General features: G+C 70.9%; 18 protein-coding genes. 6 read left to right on the top strand and 12 right to left on the bottom strand.

All coding sequences use genetic code 11. From position 1 onward, the window contains the following. Nucleotides 1-99: 99 nt before the first annotated feature. Nucleotides 100-1,218, top strand: coding sequence for a phosphodiester glycosidase family protein (locus tag ACIBI4_RS24240; RefSeq protein ID WP_399206109.1), 1,119 nt, complete (start codon nucleotides 100-102; stop codon nucleotides 1,216-1,218). Between the two features lie 67 nt (nucleotides 1,219-1,285). Here the strand turns inward: ACIBI4_RS24240 and ACIBI4_RS24235 are convergent, their stop codons facing one another. From ACIBI4_RS24235 to ACIBI4_RS24220, 4 genes are all read right to left on the bottom strand, one after another. After that, nucleotides 1,286-3,367 carry a LamG-like jellyroll fold domain-containing protein gene (locus tag ACIBI4_RS24235; protein ID WP_399206108.1) on the bottom strand — a complete coding sequence of 694 codons (2,082 nt, stop codon included), beginning with the start codon at nucleotides 3,365-3,367 and terminating at the stop codon, nucleotides 1,286-1,288. A 178-nt stretch (nucleotides 3,368-3,545) separates the two neighbouring features. Then, a complete protein-coding gene (locus ACIBI4_RS24230) occupies nucleotides 3,546-5,675 on the bottom strand; it encodes a 3-hydroxyacyl-CoA dehydrogenase NAD-binding domain-containing protein (protein ID WP_399206107.1) in 2,130 nt (709 codons plus the stop codon). Beyond that, nucleotides 5,672-6,886: a thiolase family protein gene (locus tag ACIBI4_RS24225; RefSeq protein ID WP_399206106.1), complete on the bottom strand. Its 1,215-nt coding sequence runs from the start codon at nucleotides 6,884-6,886 to the stop codon at nucleotides 5,672-5,674. Before ACIBI4_RS24225 ends, ACIBI4_RS24230 begins: the two co-directional genes overlap by 4 nt. A 143-nt stretch (nucleotides 6,887-7,029) precedes the next feature. Next, the gene (locus ACIBI4_RS24220; RefSeq protein ID WP_399206105.1) at nucleotides 7,030-7,605 is read right to left on the bottom strand and encodes a TetR/AcrR family transcriptional regulator; all 576 of its coding nucleotides are present in this window, start codon (nucleotides 7,603-7,605) and stop codon (nucleotides 7,030-7,032) included. A gap of 96 nt (nucleotides 7,606-7,701) precedes the next feature. Between ACIBI4_RS24220 and ACIBI4_RS24215 the strand changes: the two genes are divergently transcribed. Continuing rightward, nucleotides 7,702-8,115, top strand: coding sequence for an organic hydroperoxide resistance protein (locus tag ACIBI4_RS24215; protein ID WP_399206104.1), 414 nt, complete (start codon nucleotides 7,702-7,704; stop codon nucleotides 8,113-8,115). 57 nt (nucleotides 8,116-8,172) lie between these two features. Here ACIBI4_RS24215 and ACIBI4_RS24210 read toward each other — a convergent pair whose 3' ends face one another. From ACIBI4_RS24210 to ACIBI4_RS24200, 3 genes are all read right to left on the bottom strand, one after another. Beyond that, a complete protein-coding gene (locus ACIBI4_RS24210) occupies nucleotides 8,173-9,471 on the bottom strand; it encodes a ribonuclease D (protein WP_399206103.1) in 1,299 nt (432 codons plus the stop codon). Nucleotides 9,472-9,552: 81 nt separating this feature from the next. Then, on the bottom strand, nucleotides 9,553-10,215 hold the full coding sequence (locus tag ACIBI4_RS24205) for a response regulator transcription factor (protein ID WP_052575743.1): 663 nt from the start codon (nucleotides 10,213-10,215) through the stop codon (nucleotides 9,553-9,555). Between the two features lie 261 nt (nucleotides 10,216-10,476). Then, on the bottom strand, nucleotides 10,477-11,136 hold the full coding sequence (locus tag ACIBI4_RS24200; RefSeq protein ID WP_399206102.1) for a DUF3000 domain-containing protein: 660 nt from the start codon (nucleotides 11,134-11,136) through the stop codon (nucleotides 10,477-10,479). 91 nt (nucleotides 11,137-11,227) lie between these two features. On the opposite strand from ACIBI4_RS24200, the gene hemE reads away from it, so the two are divergent. Next, complete coding sequence (gene hemE, locus ACIBI4_RS24195; protein WP_399206101.1) at nucleotides 11,228-12,292, top strand: uroporphyrinogen decarboxylase; 1,065 nt, start codon at nucleotides 11,228-11,230, stop codon at nucleotides 12,290-12,292. 40 nt (nucleotides 12,293-12,332) lie between these two features. Continuing rightward, the gene (locus ACIBI4_RS24190; RefSeq protein WP_399206100.1) at nucleotides 12,333-13,874 is read left to right on the top strand and encodes a hypothetical protein; all 1,542 of its coding nucleotides are present in this window, start codon (nucleotides 12,333-12,335) and stop codon (nucleotides 13,872-13,874) included. Between the two features lie 66 nt (nucleotides 13,875-13,940). Here the strand turns inward: ACIBI4_RS24190 and ACIBI4_RS24185 are convergent, their stop codons facing one another. The 5 genes from ACIBI4_RS24185 to ACIBI4_RS24165 all read right to left on the bottom strand — a co-directional run bounded on the left by ACIBI4_RS24185 (nucleotide 13,941) and on the right by ACIBI4_RS24165 (nucleotide 19,257). Then, nucleotides 13,941-15,314: an FAD-dependent oxidoreductase gene (locus tag ACIBI4_RS24185; protein ID WP_399206099.1), complete on the bottom strand. Its 1,374-nt coding sequence runs from the start codon at nucleotides 15,312-15,314 to the stop codon at nucleotides 13,941-13,943. Nucleotides 15,315-15,343: 29 nt separating this feature from the next. Beyond that, complete coding sequence (locus ACIBI4_RS24180) at nucleotides 15,344-16,099, bottom strand: N-acetylmuramoyl-L-alanine amidase (protein ID WP_399206098.1); 756 nt, start codon at nucleotides 16,097-16,099, stop codon at nucleotides 15,344-15,346. Between the two features lie 28 nt (nucleotides 16,100-16,127). Beyond that, nucleotides 16,128-16,781 carry a peptidoglycan DD-metalloendopeptidase family protein gene (locus ACIBI4_RS24175; RefSeq protein ID WP_399206097.1) on the bottom strand — a complete coding sequence of 218 codons (654 nt, stop codon included), beginning with the start codon at nucleotides 16,779-16,781 and terminating at the stop codon, nucleotides 16,128-16,130. 34 nt (nucleotides 16,782-16,815) lie between these two features. Further along, nucleotides 16,816-18,111, bottom strand: coding sequence for a hypothetical protein (locus tag ACIBI4_RS24170; RefSeq protein ID WP_399206096.1), 1,296 nt, complete (start codon nucleotides 18,109-18,111; stop codon nucleotides 16,816-16,818). A 102-nt stretch (nucleotides 18,112-18,213) separates the two neighbouring features. Next, entirely contained in the window at nucleotides 18,214-19,257 is a 1,044-nt protein-coding gene (locus tag ACIBI4_RS24165; RefSeq protein ID WP_399206095.1) for a DUF4349 domain-containing protein, read from the bottom strand. 211 nt (nucleotides 19,258-19,468) lie between these two features. Between ACIBI4_RS24165 and hemG the strand changes: the two genes are divergently transcribed. After that, on the top strand, nucleotides 19,469-20,923 hold the full coding sequence (gene hemG, locus ACIBI4_RS24160; RefSeq protein ID WP_399206094.1) for a protoporphyrinogen oxidase: 1,455 nt from the start codon (nucleotides 19,469-19,471) through the stop codon (nucleotides 20,921-20,923). A gap of 4 nt (nucleotides 20,924-20,927) precedes the next feature. After that, complete coding sequence (gene hemQ / locus ACIBI4_RS24155; RefSeq protein WP_399206093.1) at nucleotides 20,928-21,644, top strand: hydrogen peroxide-dependent heme synthase; 717 nt, start codon at nucleotides 20,928-20,930, stop codon at nucleotides 21,642-21,644. Nucleotides 21,645-21,795: the final 151 nt, after the last annotated feature.

Here is a 21,795-nt window from a genome sequence, read left to right as displayed (position 1 = left end):
GCTACCGAGCAGCGGTCCGATGCACCGCCCGCGCCTTCAGACGTCGTCGCGTCCCCTGCCGCGCCGCGTCTCCCGCGTGGTGTCACCTACGAGTCCTCGGTGCGCACGTGGAGCGACGGCCGCAAGACACGGATCCATCTGCTCACCATCGCCCGTGACGCGGCGGCACAAGTGGCTGGACTGCACGGGAAGCATCTTGCGACGGCCGAGACCGTACGGGCCATGGCCGACCGTGCCGGAGCCGTCGCAGCGGTGAACGGAACCTTCTTCGACATCGCCGACGGCCCCGATTTCGGCGGCTACGCGGGCGATCCGCTTGGCGTCTACGGCACAGGTGGAACGCTGCTCTCCGAGGCGTCCAACGGACGCACCGCGCTTGTCGTCGGGCCCGCAGGGAGCAGGCCTCGCATCACCGGAGTGCGAACCGAAGCGAGGCTGCGGGCTGCTTCAGGTGCGGAGCGGGAACTCGACGGCATCAACCGGACGCCCGGCAGAATCCTGGGCTGCGGAGGAGTGGGCGGAGACCGCACGAGCACCGGCAGGGGCTCCGGCGCACGGCCCCGGCACAATCAACTCTGCCTCGATCCAGATGAGATCGTGCGCTTCACCCCGGAGTGGGGCGCCAACTCCCCGCGGGGACAGCAGGGCAGCACGGAGGCAGTGCTGGACGGTGCGGGACGTGTCCTGACGTTGCGTACCCCGGCCGGCGGCCCCATACCAGCAGGCGGAAGTACGCTCAGCGCGGTCGGCGCCGGTGCCGGATGGCTCAACTCCCATGCCCGCCAAGGAAGCTTGATCACGCTCTCCTCGGATGCCACCGATCTTCGAGGAATCGAACTGATGGGCCCGGGCGTCTCGATGATCGGCGGCGGCTCGTCGCTGGTGGCCGACGGGCGCCCCGCCGTATCGCCTGCGGCGCACGGCAATCCCCCGAGTGCGCTCACCCACCGCGACCCGCGCACGCTCGCCGGTGTACGGGCGGACGGCACACTGCTCCTGGTCGTCGTGGACGGCCGGACCGCCGAAAACACCGGCGCGAGCCTGCAGGAGGCAGCCGCACTACTGGCCGACCTGGGCGCACAGTCGGCCATGAACCTGGACGGTGGCGGGTCCTCGGCGATGGTCATCGACGGCACCGTCGTGAACCGGCCCATGGACAAGGGCGGCAAGCGGCCGGCTGAGCGGCCTGTCGCAACGGCCATTGGAGTATTCGACTGAGAACCCGCCGACTCGGCGTGCCGGCAGCAGCACCGGAGCGTTCGAGCGGCCGCCCCGCCGCCGTTGCTCAGCCGACTGTGGCCCGAAAGTGGCACACGGCGGTGGTCGGCGACGTGGTCGAGCCGTCGGCAGCGCGGACGTACCAGCCGTACGAGTGGCCGTCGACAAGCTCGGGAACGGAAACGGAGACCGATCCGCCGCCCTTGACCTTCGCACTTGCCGACCCTGGTCCGCCCATGTGGATGGGCTGCGGACGGCTCGGGTCGGTGTTGTCCCAGATCGAGAACTCGGCCCAGACCTCTCTGGAAGGATCGGGATGGGTGACGCGCGCGGTGAGTTGCGGCTTCAGGCCGGACACAGTGCTGTAGCCGCCTGCCTGGTGGCAGCCCGGAGAGGTCGAGGCCGGTTGCGTGGTGGTGCCGGTCGGCGGAGTCAGCACGCGGGCGTGCGAGGCCACAGCGCTTGCGGTCATCGGGTAGTCGTAGGTCTCGACCTGCTGGATCGCGCCCTTCCAGAAGGCGTTCTCGGAACCGTTGACGAGGTCTCGCCCGACCACGAAGGGACCAGTTGCCTGCCAGGGGGTCGAGTGCGTCGCGCGGCCGGCTTCCACTCCGTCGACGTAGAGCACGACAGCGCCTGAGACCGCGTCGTACACGCCGGTGAGCCGTGTCCACACTCCGGTTTTTGCGGGCGACTGGGAGACGGCCTGGTCGACGCTCCAGCCGGTGCTGTCCGTTTTGGGCAGGGCGAACCGCCAAGTGGAGTCACCCTGGTTGTACCAGAGCATCACGCCACTGATCTTGCTGCCGTCCTGGGAGAGGACCACGGACGTCGGCGCGTCCGGGGCGACCTTGGCCCAGGCCGAGACGGTGAAGCTGCGGGAGGTGTCAAGTACCGGGCCGGACGACTCCACGGTTCCGGTGGAGCCGTCCAGGGCGATGGCGCCGCCGTGGTCCGAGGTCCAACTTGCCCCGCCGCTCAGGGTTCCCTGGTGACCACCTGATCCACCGGACGCGCTCCCGTCCAGGGACCAGGAGAGCTCCGGGCCGCCCCTGGTGTGCCCGTACAGGGGCGTGTGGTCGGAGATTCCTGTCGGAGTGCAGACCACCGGGTCGGCGACAGTGTTGCAGGAGGGCTGAGCTGCAGGTGTGTAGTCGGCCTGGTCGGCCTTCTGAGTCCATGAGTCGCAGCCGGTGAATCCTGCGGTGGAGAACAGGTAGTCGATCTTGGACGGGTAGTAGGAGGGATCGGTGATCGCTCCTTGGGCGTCTGCGCTGTCGACGGCGGGCGTGAAGTGGGTGGGTTCATTGCTCGCGTCAGCAGGGCCGTACGACTGCTGGTCACATTCCGCGAGTGCGCTGTACAGAGGCTGAAGCTTGTCCCTTACTTGCGTGTTGAAGTCGCCGCCCAATACGACGGAGGGGAACTCCGCGACCGTGGAGCGGACGGTCTCGATCTGGGCGGCGAAGAGAGAATTGGCCTCCGCCTGCGTCATCCGGCCCCGACGTGCGTCCTCGTCGAAGTTGGCGACATGTGCGGTGCAGATGTGGTTCTCCCAGCCGCTCGCTTCGACGCAGAGGACCTTGGTGCGGTTCTGCAAGGTGTCGATGGGGACGGGCATCACCTTGGCCTTGGTCCAGTTGATGTCCCCTTTGACGCCGATCGCGACACCGAGAGTCCCGGTGAGACCGCCACGGCAGTACGACGAACCGTCGGGGAAGGCTGCATTGGCAGGCCGCCAGACCTCGGTCCATTCGAACGACCACTCCGGCCCCAACGCGGCCGCGATCTGGTCGAGTTGACTCGGTGCGCGCGTTCCGCTGTTGAGGCCTTCAAGGAACGGACCCGAGCAGACTTCCTGCAACATGACGGTATTGAGACCGCGGGCCCGCACGACCTCGGCGACCCCTGCCGCCTTGGCCTCGGGATCGTTGCGGAACGGGCAGAAGCCACCGCTCGACGGCAGGGATCCACCGGCCTCACCGCACAGGTTCCAGGTCATCGACCGGACCGACTCGTGAGTGTAGGCGCGGTTCGCCTGATCACCCGGAACCGTGGTCAGCGCGATGGCCGGAGCCGGGGCCACCGCCACCAGCAGGACCGCCATCACCAACGCCCAACAGGCATACAGCCATACGCGTGCGCGCACCATCGCTCCCCCAAGAGTTCATACCGACCTGACCTGCTGATTCCGCCCCCGGTGCAGGCGCGCACTATTTGACCACGGGAAACCGAGGGCTGATCAAGGGGTAGGGCGAAACACGGACCTCAACGAGGAGGAGGGCACACCCCGTGGGGTGTGCCCTCCTCTCAACAGCTCGCGAAGGTTACGCCGGAACCGAAGCAACCCCAGGCGCCAGGAACTTCTTCCCGTTCACCCGCTCCGAGACCCCTTCACGGTCCAGGTACGGCGTCACGCCACCGAGGTGGAACGGCCACCCCGCCCCCGTGATCAGGCACAGGTCGATGTCCTGGGCCTCGGCGACGACGCCCTCGTCGAGCATGAGGCCGATCTCCTGCGCCACCGCGTCGAGCACGCGGGCCCGCACCTGCTCCTCGTCCAGGACGACGTCGCCCTGGACCAGCAGCGCCGCGACCTCGGGGTCGAGCTCGGGCTTGCCGCTGTCGTAGACGTAGAAGCCGCGCTTGCCGGCCTTGACGACCGCCGCGAGGTTCGGGGAGACCTTGAAGCGGTCCGGGAAGGAGCGGTTCAGGGTTTCCGAGACGTGCAGGCCGATGGCCGGGCCGACCAGCTCCAGGAGGACCAGCGGGGACATCGGGAGGCCGAGCGGCTCGACGGCCTTCTCGGCGACCGCGACCGGGGTGCCCTCGTCGATCACGTTCTGGATCTCGCCCATGAAGCGGGTGAGGATGCGGTTGACGACGAACGCCGGGGCGTCCTTCACCAGAACCGCGGTCTTCTTCAGCTTCTTGGCGACACCGAAGGCCGTGGCCAGGGAGGCGTCGTCGGTCTTCTCGCCGCGCACGATCTCCAGGAGCGGGAGAACGGCGACCGGGTTGAAGAAGTGGAAGCCGACCACACGCTCGGGGTGCTTGAGCTTCGAGGCCATCTCGGTGATCGACAGCGACGAGGTGTTGGTCGCGAGGATCGCGTGCGCCGGGGCGACAGCCTCGACCTCCGCGAACACCTGCTGCTTGACGCCCATCTCCTCGAAGACGGCCTCGATGATGAAGTCGGCGTCGGAGAATCCGGAAGCCTTGTCCAGGACACCGGTCACCAGGGCCTTGAGGCGGTTGGCCTTGTCCTGGTTGATACGGGACTTGAGGAGCAGCTTGTCGATCTCGCCGTGGACGTAACCCACGCCCTTGTCGATGCGCTCCTGGTCGATGTCGGTCAGCACGACCGGCACCTCGAGGCGGCGCAGGAAGAGCAGCGCGAGCTGCGAGGCCATCAGGCCCGCACCCACGACGCCGACCTTGGTGACCGGGCGGGCCAGGTCCTTGGACGGGGCGCCCGCGGGACGCTTGCCGCGCTTCTGGACCAGGTTGAACGCGTAGATGCCGGAGCGCAGTTCGCCGCCCATGATGAGGTCGGCCAGGGCCTGGTCCTCGGCGTCGAAGCCCGCCTGCAGGTCGCCGGACTTGGCGGCCTCGATGATCTCGAGGGCGCGGTACGCGGCCGGGGCCGCGCCGTGCACCTTGCTGTCCGCGATGAACCGGCCGTGCGCGACGGCCTGGTCCCAGGCCTCGCCGCGGTCGATCTCGGGACGCTCGACCGTGACGTCGCCCTTGAGGACGGAGGCCGTCCACAGCAGCGACTGCTCCAGGAAGTCCGCACCCTCGAAGATCGCGTCCGCGATGCCGAGTTCGAAGACCTGCTTGCCCTTGAGCTGGCGGTTCTGGTTGAGAGAGTTCTCGATGATGACCGAGACGGCCTTCTGGGCGCCGATCAGGTTCGGCAGCAGTGCGCAGCCGCCCCAGCCGGGGACCAGACCGAGGAAGACCTCGGGCAGCGAGAACGCCGGGATGGCCTTCGAGACGGTGCGGTAGGTGCAGTGCAGACCGACCTCGACACCGCCGCCCATCGCGGCACCGTTGTAGTACGCGAAGGTCGGCACGGCCAGCGCGGCCAGACGCTTGAAGACGTCGTGCCCGCCCTTGCCGATGGCCAGCGCGTCGGAGTGCTGCTTGAGCAGCTCGACGCCCTTGAGGTCGGCGCCGACGGCGAAGATGAACGGCTTGCCGGTCAGACCGACGGCGACGATCTCACCGGCGGCGGCCTCCTTCTCGACCTGGCTGATCGCCACGTCGAGGTTGGCAAGCGACTGCGGGCCGAAGGTGGTCGGCTTGGTGTGGTCCAGGCCGTTGTCCAGCGTGATCAGCGCGAAACGCCCGGCGCCGTACGGCAGGTCCAGGTGACGTACGTGCGCCTGCGTGACGACCTCGTCCGGGAAGAGCGCGGCAGCACCCTTCAGAAGCTCGGCGGTGGTGCTCACTTGCCCTCCCAGTGGGGGTTCTCCCAGATGACGGTCGCGCCCATGCCGAAGCCGACGCACATGGTGGTGAGGCCGTACCGCACCTGCGGCTGGTCCTCGAACTGCCGCGCCAGCTGCGTCATCAGACGCACACCGGAGGAGGCGAGCGGGTGGCCGTACGCGATGGCGCCGCCGTACTGGTTGACGCGCGCGTCGTCGTCGGCGATGCCGTAGTGCTCCAGGAACGCGAGCACCTGCACGGCGAAGGCCTCGTTGATCTCGAAGAGGCCGATGTCCTCGATGGACAGACCGGCCTGCGCGAGGGCCTTCTCGGTGGCCGGGATCGGGCCGTAGCCCATGACCTCCGGCTCGACACCGGCGAAGGCGTACGACACGAGGCGCATCTTGACCGGCAGGTTGTGCTCGCGAGCGAAGTCCTCGGACGCGATGAGCGAGGCGGTGGCGCCGTCGTTCAGACCGGCCGCGTTGCCGGCGGTGACCCGGCCGTGCGTACGGAACGGGGTCTTCAGACCGGCCAGGCTCTCCAGCGTGGTGCCCGGGCGCATCGGCTCGTCGGCGGTGGCCAGGCCCCAGCCCGTCTCGCCGCCCTCGGGCGAGGTACGGCGGATCGCGATCGGCACCAGGTCTTCCTGGATCTTGCCGTCGGCGTAGGCCTTGGCGGCCTTCTCCTGCGAGCGCACGGCGTACTCGTCGGAGCGCTGCTTGGTGATCGTCGGGTAGCGGTCGTGCAGGTTCTCGGCGGTCATGCCCATGAACAGGGCGGACTCGTCGACCAGCTTCTCGCTGACGAAGCGCGGGTTGGGGTCGACGCCCTCACCCATGGGGTGACGGCCCATGTGCTCGACACCACCGGCGATGGCGGCGTCGTACGCACCGAAGGCGACGCTGCCCGCGACCGAGGTCACGGCGGTCAGGGCGCCCGCGCACATGCGGTCGATCGAGTAACCGGGCACGGACTGCGGCAGACCCGCCAGGATGCCCGCGGTACGGCCGAGGGTCAGACCCTGGTCGCCGATCTGCGTGGTGGCGGCGATGGCCACCTCGTCGATCTTCGCCGGGTCCAGGTTCGGGTTGCGGCGCAGCAGCTCCCGGATGGCCTTCACGACGAGGTCGTCGGCGCGGGTCTCGTGGTAGATGCCCTTCGGGCCCGCCTTGCCGAACGGGGTGCGGACGCCGTCTACGAAGACGACTTCCTTGACGGTACGAGGCACGATGGCTCTCCTCCAGGGGGTGCGGGATCGCTGCGTACGCACACGCCTGAGCGCGCGCTCACCTCTGCATGCTACTTGCCGGTAACCAATGACGACAGTGCACCGGCCCGGAGCGGCGAAGGTCACACCCGCCGGGCCCCGGATCAGGCGGCGGCGGGCACCGCGTCGAGCACCCGCAGCACGGCGTCGCGCGCGAGCGAGCGGGGGGCGGCCGGGCCGTCCAGATCGCAGGCCACGGCGAGTCCGTCGCGGATCAGCATCAGCAGGTCGGCGGTCCGTCCGGCGTCCGGATCCCCGGCCTCGGCGAGCAGCTCCCGCATCAGCTCGCGGAACCAGGCCCGGTACTCCTCGACGGCCTGCCGCACCGGGTGCGCCGGGTCCGGGTACTCGGCCGCCGCGTTGATGAACGGGCAGCCACGGAAGTCGTCGAGCGCCCCCACCTGTCCCATCCGGTCGAACACGGCGAGCACCTTCTCGCGCGGCCCCTCGGCCGTCAGTTCGTCGACGGCCTCGCGCTGCTGCCGCGTCTGCTCGCGCACATAGGCCTGTACGAGGGCGTCCTTGGCCGGGAAGTGGTGGTAGAACGTCGCCTTCGCGACCCCGGCCTCCGCGATGATCCGGTCGATCCCGACCGAGTGCACCCCCTCCGCGTAGAAGAGGCGGGTCGCGGTGTCGAGGACTCGGGTCCGAGCGGGGCTCTTCGAAGATGTTCCGGCCATGACTTGACCGTACCAGACAGGTCTGTCTAGTCTGCTGAGCATGCGAACAGACAGACCTGTCTGTTCGGTGTGTGAACCGTATCCGGGAGGAACCCCATGAGCGCTCTGTACACCGCGGTGGCAACGGCATCCGGCCGGGAGGGCCGCGCGGTCACCTCCGACGGCAAGCTCGACCTCAAGCTGTCCCACCCCGTGGAGCTCGGCGGCGACGGCTCGGGCACCAACCCCGAGCAGCTCTTCGCGACCGGCTACGCGGCCTGTTTCGCCAGCGCGATGCAGCTCGTCGCCCGTCAGCAGAAGATCGACGTCTCGGACGTCTCGGTGACGGCCGAGGTCGGTCTGCTCAAGAACGACGCGGGCGGCTTCGGCCTGGAGGTCACCCTCCGCGTCGAGATGCCCGACACGATCGAGGCCGACCAGGGCCGCGCGCTGCTCGACGCCACGCACCAGGTCTGCCCGTACTCGAACGCGACCCGCGGCAACATCCCGGTGAACCTCGTCGTCGAGTAGGCACAAAAAAGCGGTGCCCCGCAGCCGGCCGGCTGCGGGGCACCGCTCACACCTGGGTCAGGAGGCCGCCGACAGCGCCGCCACCAGCACCGGAGTCACCTGCTCGACCTGCCAGGCACGCGCCCCGTGCGACGTGAGCACCGCGGAAACCGTGTCCGCGTCCACCGTCGCCGGCGGCTCCCAGCACAGGCGGCGCACCGTGTCCGGGGTGATCAGGTTCTCCTGCGGCATGTTCAGCCGCTCCGCGAGCTCGATCACCGCGGCGCGCGCCGCGGCCAGCCGGGCCGCGGCGACCGGGTCGCGGTCGGCCCAGGAGCGCGGCGGCGGGGGGCCGGCGTGCGGCTGGCCCGGCTGCGGCAGCTCCACGTCGGGCAGCGCCTTCGCGCGGTCGACGGCGGCCTGCCACTGCTCCAGCTGGCGCCGCCCCATCCGGTGCCCGAACCCGTTCAGCGCGCTCAGTGCGTGCACGTTCACCGGCAGCCCGAGCGCCGCCTCGACGATCGCGGTGTCGCTGAGCACCTTGCCGGGCGAGACGTCACGGCGCTGCGCGATCCGGTCCCGCGCGTTCCACAGCTCCCGTACGACAGCCATCTGCCGGCGCTTGCGCACCTTGTGCATCCCGGACGTGCGCCGCCACGGATCCTTGCGCGGCGCCGCGGGCGGCGCCGAGGCGATCGCGTCGAACTCCTGGTGCGCCCAGTCGAGCTTGCCCTGCCGGTCGAGCTCCTTCTCCAGCGCGTCGCGCAGATCCACCAGGAGTTCCACGTCGAGCGCCGCGTAGCGCAGCCACGGCTCGGGCAGCGGCCGGGTCGACCAGTCGACCGCCGAGTGCCCCTTCTCCAGGACGAAGCCGAGCACCGACTCGACCATCGCGCCGAGCCCGACGCGCGGGAAGCCCGCGAGGCGTCCGGCCAGCTCGGTGTCGAAGATGCGCGCGGGAACCATGCCTATCTCGCGCAGGCACGGCAGGTCCTGGGTGGCGGCGTGCAGCACCCACTCCGCGTCGCCGATCGCCTCGCCGAGCCCCGACAGATCGGGGCAGGCGACGGGGTCGATCAGGGCGGAGCCGGCGCCGGCGCGGCGCAGCTGGACGAGGTAGGCGCGCTGTCCGTAGCGATAGCCGGAGGCCCGCTCGGCGTCCACGGCGACGGGCCCGGTCCCGGCGGCGAAAGCGGAGACCACCTCGGCGAGCGAGGCGGCGTCGGCGATCACCGGCGGAATGCCGTCACGGGGTTCGAGCAGCGGGGTCGGCGGCGCTTCGTCAAGAGCGACGTCGTCCGGAGGGCCGCCCCCGGTGGTTCGCAGTGAGCTGTCGTGCAGTGAGCTGTCTTCTGCGGTCTCTTGAGCGTCGGTCACTTGGTAAGGGTATCCGTGGATGAACGGCGCCCGCCGACGGAACGTTCCGTCGGCGGGCGTATGAACCGGTGTGAAAAGGAATCAGTGGATGATTCCGGTCCGCAGGGCCACCGCGACCATGCCGGCCCGGTCGCCCGTGCCGAGCTTGCGGGCGATCCGTGCGAGGTGGCTCTTGACGGTCAGGGCGGACAGGCCCATCGAGACGCCGATCGCCTTGTTGGACTGGCCCTCCGCAACCAGCCGCAGCACCTCGACCTCACGTCCGGACAGTTCGCGGTAGCCGCCCGGGTGGCTCGGAGCGCCCGGCGGACGACGGTGCATCCGCGAGGCGGCCGCACCGATCTGGGCGGCTCCGTGCCGGGTGGGCAGACCGATGTTGGTACGGGTGCCGGTGACGACATAGCCCTTCACGCCGCCCGCGAGGGCATTGCGAACGGCGCCGATGTCATCGGCGGCCGACAGGGCGAGCCCGTTGGGCCAGCCCGCGGCGCGGGTTTCGGAGAGCAGGGTCAGGCCCGAACCATCGGGCAGGTGGACATCGGCGACGCAGATGTCGCGCGGGTTGCCGATGCGGGGACGGGCCTCGGCGATCGAGGACGCCTCGATGACGTCGCGGACTCCGAGCGCCCAGAGGTGACGGGTGACGGTGGACCGGACGCGCGGGTCCGCCACGACGACCATGGCGGTCGGCTTGTTCGGGCGGTAGGCGACCAGGCTTGCGGGCTGCTCGAGGAGAACGGACACCAGGCCTCCTGGGGTGGCGGGACGGGGGAGCCGGCTGTGGGGAAGAAGCCGGGCGAACCGTGCTTTCAGGGTCACGTTCGTCTTCGGCAGGGAGGCGGCCCGGCTTTAGCGAATGATCACGAATTAGTGAAACGAGGTTGTTTGGGACCCTGAAAACCGGGTCACATGCCCACACCGCACTCACGTCATGCGAACGCCGGGGCCGTCACACGCATCCGCGTGACGGCCCCGGCGTGGGTACGTGGGTTCGGAAACAGGCTCTCAGTGCGCCTGCGGCCCGCGGCGCTGCGGCAGCGAGACCACCGAGGCGTCCGGGGTCTGGGCGGGCGGCAGCCCCGCGATCTGGCACAGGAGGTCGCACCAGGCGGCCAGGTGGGAGGCCGTGTCCGGGACGCCGCCCATGCCCTCGCGGGGAGTCCACGAGGCGCGGATCTCGATCTGCGAGGCCGGTGGACGCTCGGACAGGCCGCCGAAGTAGTGGGAACCGGCCCGCGTGACGGTGCCGCTCGGCTCCCCGTACGTCAGCCCGCGGGCCTGCAGCGCACCCGTCAGCCAGGACCAGCAGACCTCCGGCAGCAGCGGATCCGCGGCCATCTCCGGTTCGAGCTCCGCGCGCACCAGCGTCACCAGACGGAACGTGCCCTGCCAGGCGTCGTGCCCCGCCGGGTCGTGCAGCAGAACGAGCCGGCCGTCCGCGAGGTCGTTGCCGTCGTCGACGACGGCGGCTTCCACGGCGTACGCGTACGGGGCCAGCTTCTTCGGCGCCGGTACCTGCTCGATCTCGATCTCCGGCCGCAGCCGCGCCCCGCGCAGTGCGTCCGTGGCCGCGCCGAACGGGAGCGGTACGGCATCCGCCGCGCTCGCCTCCGTACTGTCCATCCCCTCAGCACCTTCCGACAGTCGTCCCTGCGCCGCAGCCATGCGGGGAAGATTAAGGGGAACGGGGCGCTCGCGCAGTCACAGACACTCGGGCCGCGCCGGGCACTTCACGGCACATGGGAGACTTTCCGGTGTGAGTGCCATGGAGAGCCCCGAGGGCAAGCAGAGCAAGACGTACGATTCCGCCTTCATGAAGGCGTGCCGGCGCGAGGAAGTGCCGCACACGCCCGTGTGGTTCATGCGTCAGGCCGGCCGCTCGCTTCCCGAGTACCGCAAGGTGCGCGAGGGCACGGCGATGCTCGAGTCCTGCATGATGCCGGAGCTCGTCACCGAGATCACGCTGCAGCCCGTGCGGCGGCACAACGTGGACGCGGCGATCTACTTCAGCGACATCGTGGTCCCGCTCAAGGCCATCGGGATCGACCTCGACATCAAGCCCGGCATCGGTCCGGTCGTCGAGCAGCCGATCCGTACGCGCGCCGACCTGGCGCGGCTGCGGGACCTCACCCCCGAGGACGTCACGTACGTGACCGAGGCGATCGGGATGCTCACCGCCGAGCTCGGCGAGACGCCGCTGATCGGTTTCGCCGGTGCGCCGTTCACGCTCGCCAGCTATCTCGTCGAGGGCGGCCCGTCCCGCAATCACGAGAACACCAAGGCCATGATGTACGGCGACCCGCAGCTGTGGGCCGACCTGCTCGACCGCCTCGCCGACATCACCGGCGCCTTCCTCAAGGTGCAGATCGAGGCGGGCGCGAGCGCCGTGCAGCTCTTCGACTCGTGGGTCGGCGCCCTGTCGCCCGCCGACTACCGCGCGCAGGTCATGCCCGCGTCCTCGAAGGTCTTCGACGCGGTGGCCTCGTACGGGGTGCCGCGCATCCACTTCGGTGTCGGCACCGGTGAGCTGCTCGGGCTGCTCGGCGAGGCCGGCGCGGACGTGGTGGGCGTCGACTGGCGGGTGCCGCTGGACGAGGCGGCCCGCCGCGTCGGCCCCGGCAAGGCGCTGCAGGGCAACCTGGACCCGGCGGTCCTCTTCTCCACCACCGAGGCCGTAGAGGCGCGCACCCGTCAGGTGCTCGACGCAGCCGCGGGTCTCGAGGGCCACATCTTCAACCTCGGTCACGGCGTGCTGCCCTCCACCGACCCGGACGCGCTGACCCGTCTCGTGGAGTACGTGCACACGCAGACCGCGCGCTGACCGAGGAACCTCCGGCGCCACGCCGTACGTCGTACCGTGCATGATCGTTATTCCTGACGCGCGCACGGCCGCGCTGTACGAGCAGTGGCAGCCCGTGGGGGCGGCCACCGAGCGGTCGGTGGCCGAGCCGCTAGTCCTCGACTGCATCCGCCGTCTCACCGCCGAACCCGGGGGTGGGACGGCGCATGTGTGGGTGGCCGGGCTCGCCGAGATGACCCGGTACCTCGCGTGGAGCCCGGCGCCCGGCACGGCGCGTGCCGCGGTGGACGCGCTGCTCGCCGCGTCGGCCGCGCTGGACGAAGGTGCGTGCGGGCACGAAAGCCATGCGTATGAGCGGGAGTTGCCGGAGCTCGACGAGTACGACACCCCGTCCGGCTGGTACCTGATCGGCGAGAGCGAGGAGACGCCGCGCCAGGACGGCGACCTGTGTCCGCGGAACGTGGCGGGTGTCGCCCGGCTCGTGGCCGACGTGATCGCGCCGTACTCGGCGGGCCGGATATCCAGGGCGTCGGCTGACGACAGCGACGACGCCTACGAGGACTTCGAGGACTTCGAGGACGAGGACTACGAGTCCGAGGTCGGCTCGCTCCTCGACTTCCTCAACGACTACCCGACCATGGAGCCCGGCCCCACCATCGAGGCCAACGCCGGTGCTCCGGGGGAGGGCAGTACCAGGGGACTCGTCGCCGGGTACATCGTCACGCAGCATGTGTCGACGCCGTACGTCTACTACCGCATCATGGACCGCTCGGTGTACGACGCGATGATCGAGGGCCTGGAGCAGGCACTCGAACTGCTCGACGCGTACGGGATCACGTGCCCGCACGCGGAGGGCGAGCACCCGGATCTCGAGGAGATCTATTACGAGTCCGAGGCCGAGACCGCCGTCCTGTTGCGCACCCCGGCCGGCCGTCAGCACCTCGCCGGGCAGCTCGACGACGGCGAACCCGAGCTCTGGGTCTGCCCGGGCTTCCTGCGGGAGCTGGCCGAGGACGCGCTCGGGCAACTGCGGCCGAGACACGGTGAGTTGTTCGCCGCACGGGACCTCGAAGGTCTCGACGCCCGGTTCGTACACGCCGACGGACGGCTGGACATCGCCGCGCTGACCGAGGTGATCGCCGCGGCCGAGAGCCAGTACGCGTCCGGCACGGCGGGCGAGAACGCCGGTCTGTGGGCGGCCCGCCGCCACGCGGACACCGCCGAACCGCACGAGCGGCTCGTCCTGCTGCACCTGGCCCTGTGGACCGCCGAGCTGCTCGATCTGCCGTACGGCGTCGGGCGGGAGATCAGGGCGCTGCTGCGCACCGTCGACCAGGAGCCGCTCGACCACGCCTGCCCGCACGGCGACGCGCACCCGGATGCCGACCTGCGCCGCACCTTCCGGCGCGAGCGGATGAAGCCGCACCTCGACCACCTGTACGCGCCGGGGGAGTTCGCGGCGCCGCAGGGTGCGTTCGCCGCGGACGTCTGGGGCTGCCCGGCGCTCCTGGCCCGCTGGGCGCAGACGTCCATCGAGGAACTCGACGAGGCGTACGAGGAGATGGACGAGGAGGACGGGGACGAGGAGTCGATCCTGCGGTGACGTGAGGTGAGGCGGGTGCGGGCCGCGCGGGGTGCACTCCGCACGGCCCGCACCGCTCGGCCGGGGCTAGCCCGCGGCCCGTACCGCCGTGACCGCCTTGCGCGCCGCCACCAGGACCGGGTCCCAGACGGGGGAGAACGGCGGGGCGTACCCCAGGTCGAGGGCCGTCATCTGTTCCACCGTCATGCCTGCCGTCAGCGCGACCGCCGCGATGTCCACGCGCTTCGCGGCGCCCTCGCGGCCCACGATCTGCAGGCCGAGGAGGCGGCCCGTGCGGCGCTCGGCGAGCATCTTGACCGTCATCAGGGCCGCGCCCGGGTAGTAGCCGGCGCGGCTCGTCGACTCGATCGTCGTCGTCACGTACTGCAGTCCGGCCGCCTTCGCGTCCTTCTCACGCAGGCCCGTGCGGGCGATCTCCAGGTCGCAGACCTTGCTGACCGCCGTACCGACGACACCCGGGAACGTGGCATAGCCGCCGCCCGCGTTGGAGCCGATGATCTGGCCGTGCTTGTTGGCGTGCGTGCCGAGCGCGATGTGGCGTTCGCTGCCCGAGACGAGGTCGAGCACCTCGACGCAGTCGCCGCCCGCCCAGATGTCCGCGTGGCCGCGCACCCGCATCGCGCGGTCCGTGAGCAGACCGCCGTGCACGCCGACGGGCAGGCCCGCCGCGCGGGCGAGGCCGGTCTCGGGCCGTACGCCGATCCCCAGGATCACCACGTCGGCCGGGTACTCGGCGTCCTCCGTGGCGACCGCGCGCACCCGCCCGTCCTCGCCGGTCAGGACCTTGGTGACCTCCGCGTCGTTCACCATGCGGACGCCCATCCCGGCCATCGCCTCGCCGACCAGGCGGCCCATGTCCGGGTCGAGGGTGGCCATGGGCTGGGCGCCGCGGTTGACGACCGTGACCTCGTAGCCACGGTTGGTCATCGCCTCGGCCATCTCAACGCCGATGTAGCCCGCGCCGACCACCACGGCCTTGCGGCCCTCGGTGCGCCGCAGAGAGTCGAGCAGCGCCTGGCCGTCGTCGAGCGTCTGCACGCCGTGCACACCGGGGGCGTCGATGCCGGGAAGTTGCGGGCGGACCGGCCGGGCTCCGGTGGCGATCACGAGCTTGTCGTACGCGGTCGTGTACTCCTCGCCGCTCTCCAAGTCCCGTGCCACGACGCGCTGTCCGGCCACGTCGATCCGGACGACCTCCGTGCGCATCCGCAGATCGATGGCGCGCTCGCGGTGCTCCTCGGGGGTGCGGGCGATCAGCTCGTCGCGCTCGGCGACCTCGCCGCCCACCCAGTACGGGATCCCGCAGGCCGAGAACGACGTGAAGTGACCGCGCTCGAACGCCACGATCTCCAGCTCGTCCGGACCCTTCAGCCTGCGTGCCTGGGACGCGGCCGACATCCCCGCCGCGTCGCCGCCGATGACCACCAGTCGTTCGCTCATGTCCTCACGCTACGTCCCGGCACCGGCGGTCAGTTGGGGAGGTGCACGGTCTGGCCGACCGACAGCTTGTCCGGGTCCTTGATGCCGGGGTTGAGGCGCCGGAGTTCGTCCACGGAAGTGCCGTACGCCTCGGCGATCCAGCCGAGGGTGTCGCCCTCGCGGACCGTGTACGCGGGCGGCGCGTTCAGGCGCGCGGCGACAGACGTACGGAAGGAGTCCATCGAGATGCCCGGACCCCTGGGGTCGATCTTGCCGGGCTGCCACTCGGCGTGCCCGATCACCGAGGTGGCCCCGGTGGTGCCCCAGCCGTGCGCCTTGCACAGCGCCGCGCAGACCCGTACGACCGCGTCGACCTGTGCGGCCGGCCAGGGGTCCTTGCCGTCGCCGAGGTTCTCGCACTCGAAGCCGTAGAAGTGCCGGTTGCCGTCCTGGGAGGCCTCGCTGACCTTGGGCAGCGGGCCCTCGGCGATCACCGCGTCGAGGACGGCGGGGTCGCCGAGCCCCGCGTGGTTGGCGCGGCCGTAGCCGATCACATGGACCGTGCCGTCCTTGGCGATCACGCCGTGGCACAGCGGGCCCGGCAGATCGCCGTGCCCGTCCACGCACAGCTTCACGGTGGCCGCGGTGCCGCGGGTGACGGTGTGGTGGACCATCACACCGTTCACCGGGCCCCACTTGCCCTTGTGGTTGCGGTTGCGTTTGCGCCAGCCGTCGTACTCGACGACCTTGAGCCCCTCGCCCTTGAGCGCGGCGAGGAAGGCGTCGGCGCTGAGCGGATCGGCCACGGCAAGCTCCTCGTTCGGTGGGCCCGGTCTACTTCGGCGGCAGCTTCAGCTTCTGGCCGACGGTGATGTGGTCGGGGTTCGCGATGCCGTTGAGCCGGGCGATCTCCGGATAGCGGCCCGCGCTGCCCAGCTTGGACTGCGCGATGGCGCCGAGCGTGTCCCCGGACTTCACGGTGTACGGGGCCGCGCGCGGCGCCGCCTTCTTCGCCGGGGCCTTGCGCGCGGCCGTCTTCTTCGCGGCCGCCTTCTTGACCGTGGACTTCTTCGCGCCGCCGGCCTTCGCGACCCCGTGGCTCGCGAGATACGCCATCGGGTCCGTATGACCGTTGTAGTGGTTCGCGGTCCGGGCCTCGAAGTGCAGATGCGGCCCGGTCACATTGCCGGTCGCGCCCGAGAGCCCGAGCCGCTGCCCGGCCGCCACGCCCTGGCCGGTCTTCACATCGACCCGGCTGAGGTGCGCGTACAGCGTGAAGCGGCCGTCCGACATCTGCACGATCACACAGTTCCCGTACGCGCCCTGGTCGCCGGCGACGACGACCGTGCCCGGGCCGACCGAGCTCACCGGCGTGCCGGTCGGGCAGCCGAAGTCGACACCCGTGTGGAAGCCGGCCGCCCAGGAGCCGGGCTTCTTGTACCTGGCGGTGACCCGGCCTTTGGCGACGGGCATGGTCCAGGGGCTCATGTTCTGTGTCCTCTCGGGAGGTTGGGGCGTCGCCTCACAGCAGGAGGCCGAACACGGTCGCGGTCAGGAGCAGCACGGTGACGACGGGCCAGTACAGGAGGCGGGCTGCGGCGTTGCCGCGCCAGTCGACCAGGGGGAAGCGTTTCTTCGAGGTGTGTTCGATGACGTTCAGGGCGACCAGGCCGATCACCAGATAGAGGATGAAGTAGAAGTACTCGGCGTACACGACCCCGTCGGACGCCGTCTCCGAGCGCAGCGTGCCGTGCTGCACGGAGACCACGAGCATCATCGAGCCGCAGAAGCCGATGACGGCCCAGGTGCTGAAGCCGGACAGACTGCGCCGGTCGGAATCGGTGGTCACGACGAACAGCGACCCGAAGACCAGCAGGGTGATCACGATCAGCGGGATGAGACGGTTGAGCAGCGGGCTCACGTACTGCCGTCCGACCCCGACGGAGAAGGTCAGCTCGGCGTCCTGGCCGTCGATGGAGTGCGCCGGCCGGCCGTAGTTGGTGCGCTCGGTGCCCTCGGTCAGGCTGAACGTGCTGAACTGCGTGTTCCAGTCGCCGCCGACGAGACCGGGGTAGACACCGAACTTGTCGTCCGCGTTCCACGGCGGATACGCGGAGAAGTCGGGTACGAGCACCGTGCCCGCGGTGCGCGGCCACATGACGAGCCACACCGCCTGGTTGTCCAGCGGGTAGTGCGCGTAGTCGAAGGACTCGCGCAAGGTGGCCTTCAGTCGCCAGCCGACCACCTGGCCCTCGGGCGTCGGGTCCCGGTACACCTCGTCGCCCACCCCGCCGTCGATGGCGTCGGGGAACTCCAGGTTCGGCTTCACGTCCTCGCCGGCCGGCAGATGCTGCCAGATGAATCCGGTGAGCCGGACGTTGCTCGCGCCGGTGAACTCGAGGGTTTCGATCATGAGGCCCGTACGGACGGGCTTGCGCTTGCCGTAGCCGTGGGCCGCGAGGACTGCCTGCGTCTCGGCGGCGTTGTTCACGCGCACGCCCGGCGCCTTGTCCAGCGAGTGGCCCGTGCCCGCCGCGACCCAGATGGACCCGGTGGCGAGGAGGCACAGCACGCTCACCACCAGCGCCATCCAGCCGAGCCGGCGGGGGCGGGCGGGGGAGGGGCGCAGGAGCAGCGCGGCGATGACCGAGAGGCCGAGGACGGCGCAGACCACGGCCACGGCGGCGCGCGTCATGTACGGGCTGAAGTCGTGCAGCGGATTGCCGATGCCGCTCGCCGCCACGGCCGCGATCACCAGCAGCGCCACCGCCACGACGGCGAGGACCACGGTGCGGGTGCTGCGGCGGGCAGGCGGCATCGTCACCTCGCGGCCGGGAGAGGAACGGGACTCCTGCCAGCTTGGACGGCAGGAGTCCCGGGCTCACTCGGTGCGGGGCCGAACGGGTGATGCGCGCGGACCTCAGGCGTCCGGCTCCGAAGGGCGCTCCGGGGCGCCGGCGGGGCCGGGATCACTGGCGGATCCGGGATCACCGGCGGGGCCGGGATCGGGGGACGCGGACCGTTCCCCGGCCGCGTGCCAGGGGCGCGCGGGGCGCTGACCGCCCGTCCGGCGCGAGGTGCCCGCACCGCCGCCGAAGACGGCCGTTCGCGCGCGGCGCGGGAGCAGCCGCCACAGCACGTACAGGACCACGGCGGCCGCCGCCCACGGGGCGATGGCGGCGAGGACGATCAGGATCCACTTGACCACGTTCACCAAGGCGTTCCAGCCGCCCGACAGGGCGTCGAGGAATCCGGGGTCGCTGTCGTCCTTCTTCTCGGGCTTCTCACCGGTCTCGGTGAGATGCAGGGTGATCGTCGCCAGGCTCGTCCGGTCCTTCAGCGACGCCTGCTGGGCGAGGAGCGACTCCAGGTCGGCCTGGCGGGTGCTCAACTCGCCCTCCAGCGTGACCACGTCGCTGATCTTCGTCGCCCTGTCCATCAGCTCACGGATCCGCGCGACGCTCGCCTTCTGCGTCTTGATCCGGCTGTCGACGTCCACGACCTGCTCGGTGACGTCCTGGGCCTTCTCGGAGCGCTCCAGCTGCCTGCCCGTGCCCGCGAGGGCCTCCAGCACGTCGGCGTACTGCTCCTGCGGGACACGCAGCACGATCCGCGAGCGCTCATGTCCCTTGCCGTCACGGTCCGTTGTCTCGCTGCCGACGATCCCGCCGGCGTCGGCGGCCGCGGTCCGCACCTTGTCGAGCGCGGTCGGCACGCTCTCGACCCGGACGCGGAGGGTCGCGGTACGGATGATGTGCTGGGCGAGCTTGGGGTTCTGGGCCTTCTTGCCGCCCTCGGCCCGGCTCTCGTCGGTGACTCCGCTCGCGGCGTCGGAGCCGCCCTTGGCGACGCCTTCCTCCGCGTCCTGGGCCACGCCCTTCCCGCCCGCGTCGCTCTTCGCATCGCCACCGCCGGCGCCGCAGCCCGCCCCCGCGAGCATCACGCTCAGGAGCAGTGCGGCCACTGCCGTGCCCCGCCGTCCTCTTCCCCTGCAACCCGACATGGTGCGCATCGTGAGTAACCCCCCAAGGTCCCTTGGCTGTTGCACCTTCGACGCCAAGGGTCGGGGAAACGTTTGGTGCCGATCGATTCCGAGGCGGTCACGGTCCGGCGGCGGAACGGGCGCCTCCGGGGCTCCTGCCAGGGCGCCGTACGGGATCTGAGAGGGTGGAGCCATGCGCGAAACGGACACACGTACGGAACCTGGACACATCGTCGTGATCGGCGGCGGCATCGCGGGGCTCACCGCCGCCCACCGGCTGCTGCGCCACGGCGCCCGCGTCACGGTTCTGGAGGCCTCCGACCGGCTCGGCGGCAAGCTGCACGCCGGGGAGATCGAGGGCGTACGGGTGGACCTCGGTGCCGAGTCCATGCTCGCGCGCCGCCCCGAGGCGCTCGCGCTCGCGCGCGAGGTGGGCCTCGGCGAGCGGCTGCAGGCACCGGCCACGGCGAGCGCCTCGCTGTGGACGCGCGGTGCGCTGCGGCCGATGCCGAAGGGCCATGTGATGGGCGTCCCCTCCGACGCCGGGGTGCTCACCGGAGTGCTCTCCGCGGAGGGGCTCGCCCGGATCGAGCGCGACCGCGAGCTGCCGCCGACCGAGGTCGGCGAGGACATGGCGGTCGGCGAGTACGTCGCGGCCCGCGTCGGACGCGAGGTCGTGGACCGGCTCGTCGAGCCGCTGCTCGGCGGGGTGTACGCGGGGGACGCGTACAAGATCTCGTTGCGGATGGCGGTGCCGCAGCTGTACGAGGCGGCGCGCGGTCACGCGTCGCTGCTGGACGGGGTCCGTGCGCTGCAGGAGCGGGCCGCCGCGAGCGCGGCCGGCGGGCCGGTGTTCATGGGGATCTCCGGCGGTGTCGGCCAACTGCCGTTGGCGGTCGCGGAGTCCGTACGGTCACAGGGCGGGCGGATCGTCACGGGTGCGGTGGTCGGTGAGGTCCGGCGCGCGGGCGAAGGGCCGGCGTGGACCGTCGTCGTCGACGGCGAGCCGCTGCGCGCCGACGGCGTCGTCGTGGCCGTGCCCGCCGCGCAGGCCGCGCGGCTCCTCGGCGACGTGAGCCCCTCGGCCGCCGCCGAACTCCGCACGATCGAGTACGCCTCCATGGCGCTGACCGCGCTCGTGTACCGCCGCAAGGACATCGGCCTGCCCGAGGGCAGCGGCTTCCTCGTGCCCCCCGTCGACGGGCACCGCATCAAGGCCGCCACCTTCGCCTCGCAGAAGTGGCAGTGGATCGCCGACGAGGACCCGGATCTCGCCGTCGTGCGCACCTCCGTCGGCCGGTACGGCGAGACGGAGATCCTGCGCCGGGACGACGACGAGCTCGTCGCGATCTCCCGGGAGGACCTGGAGGCCGCCGTCGGTCTGGCCGCCGTCCCCGTGGCCACGCGGGTGATCCGCTGGAACGACGGACTGCCCCAGTACCCCGTCGGCCACCAGGCCAAGGTCGCCCGGATCCGCGGCCACCTCGCCCCGCTGGCGGGCCTGGCCGTCTGCGGAGCCGCGTACGACGGCGTCGGTATCCCCGCTGTGATCGCGAGCGCGACGACGGCAGCCGGGCAGGTCCTCGACGCCCGCCGTCTGCTCTACGTGAACCCGGGCGAAAGCATCTTCGGCGGGGCGGGAGAATAGAGCCATGAGTGACGCCCCTGAGAAGATCCCGAACGCCGGCAAGAAGGCCAAGGACCTCAACGAGGTCATCCGCTACACGCTGTGGTCCGTCTTCAAGCTGCGCGATGTGCTCCCCGAGGACCGGGCCGGTTACGCGGACGAGGTGCAGGAGCTGTTCGACCAGCTCGCCGCCAAGGACGTGACCATCCGCGGCACCTACGACGTCTCCGGGCTCCGTGCCGACGCCGACGTCATGATCTGGTGGCACGCCGAGACCGCCGACCAGCTGCAGGAGGCGTACAACCTCTTCCGCCGTACCAAGCTCGGCCGCGCCCTGGAGCCGGTCTGGTCGAACATGGCGCTGCACCGCCCGGCCGAGTTCAACAAGTCGCACATCCCGGCGTTCCTCGCCGACGAGACCCCGCGCAATTACGTGTCGGTCTACCCCTTCGTGCGCAGCTACGACTGGTACCTGCTGCCCGACGAGGACCGCCGTCGCATGCTCAAGGACCACGGCATGATGGCCCGCGGCTACCCGGACGTGCGCGCCAACACGGTCGCCTCGTTCTCCCTCGGCGACTACGAGTGGATCCTCGCCTTCGAGGCCGACGAGCTGTACCGCATCGTCGACCTCATGCGGCACCTGCGCGCCTCCGAGGCGCGGATGCACGTCCGCGAGGAGGTCCCGTTCTTCACGGGCCGCCGCAAGGACGTCGCCGATCTGGTGGCCGGGCTCGCGTGACCCGAGGCGGGGGGGGGGGGGGGGGGGGGGGGGGGGGGGGGGGGCGGGCCGGCGCCCCCCGCCCCCCCCCCCCGGGCCCCCCCCCCCCCACCCCCCCGCCGCCCCCCCCCCGGCGGGGGGCGGGGGGGGGAATGGTGGGTTGGCCCAAGAA

Origin of the sequence: Streptomyces sp. NPDC050418 (assembly GCF_044458745.1) — a bacterium.
Taxonomy (GTDB): domain Bacteria; phylum Actinomycetota; class Actinomycetes; order Streptomycetales; family Streptomycetaceae; genus Streptomyces.
Note: the sequence above shows the minus strand (reverse complement) of the source record. Positions and strands in the feature narration are given on the sequence as shown.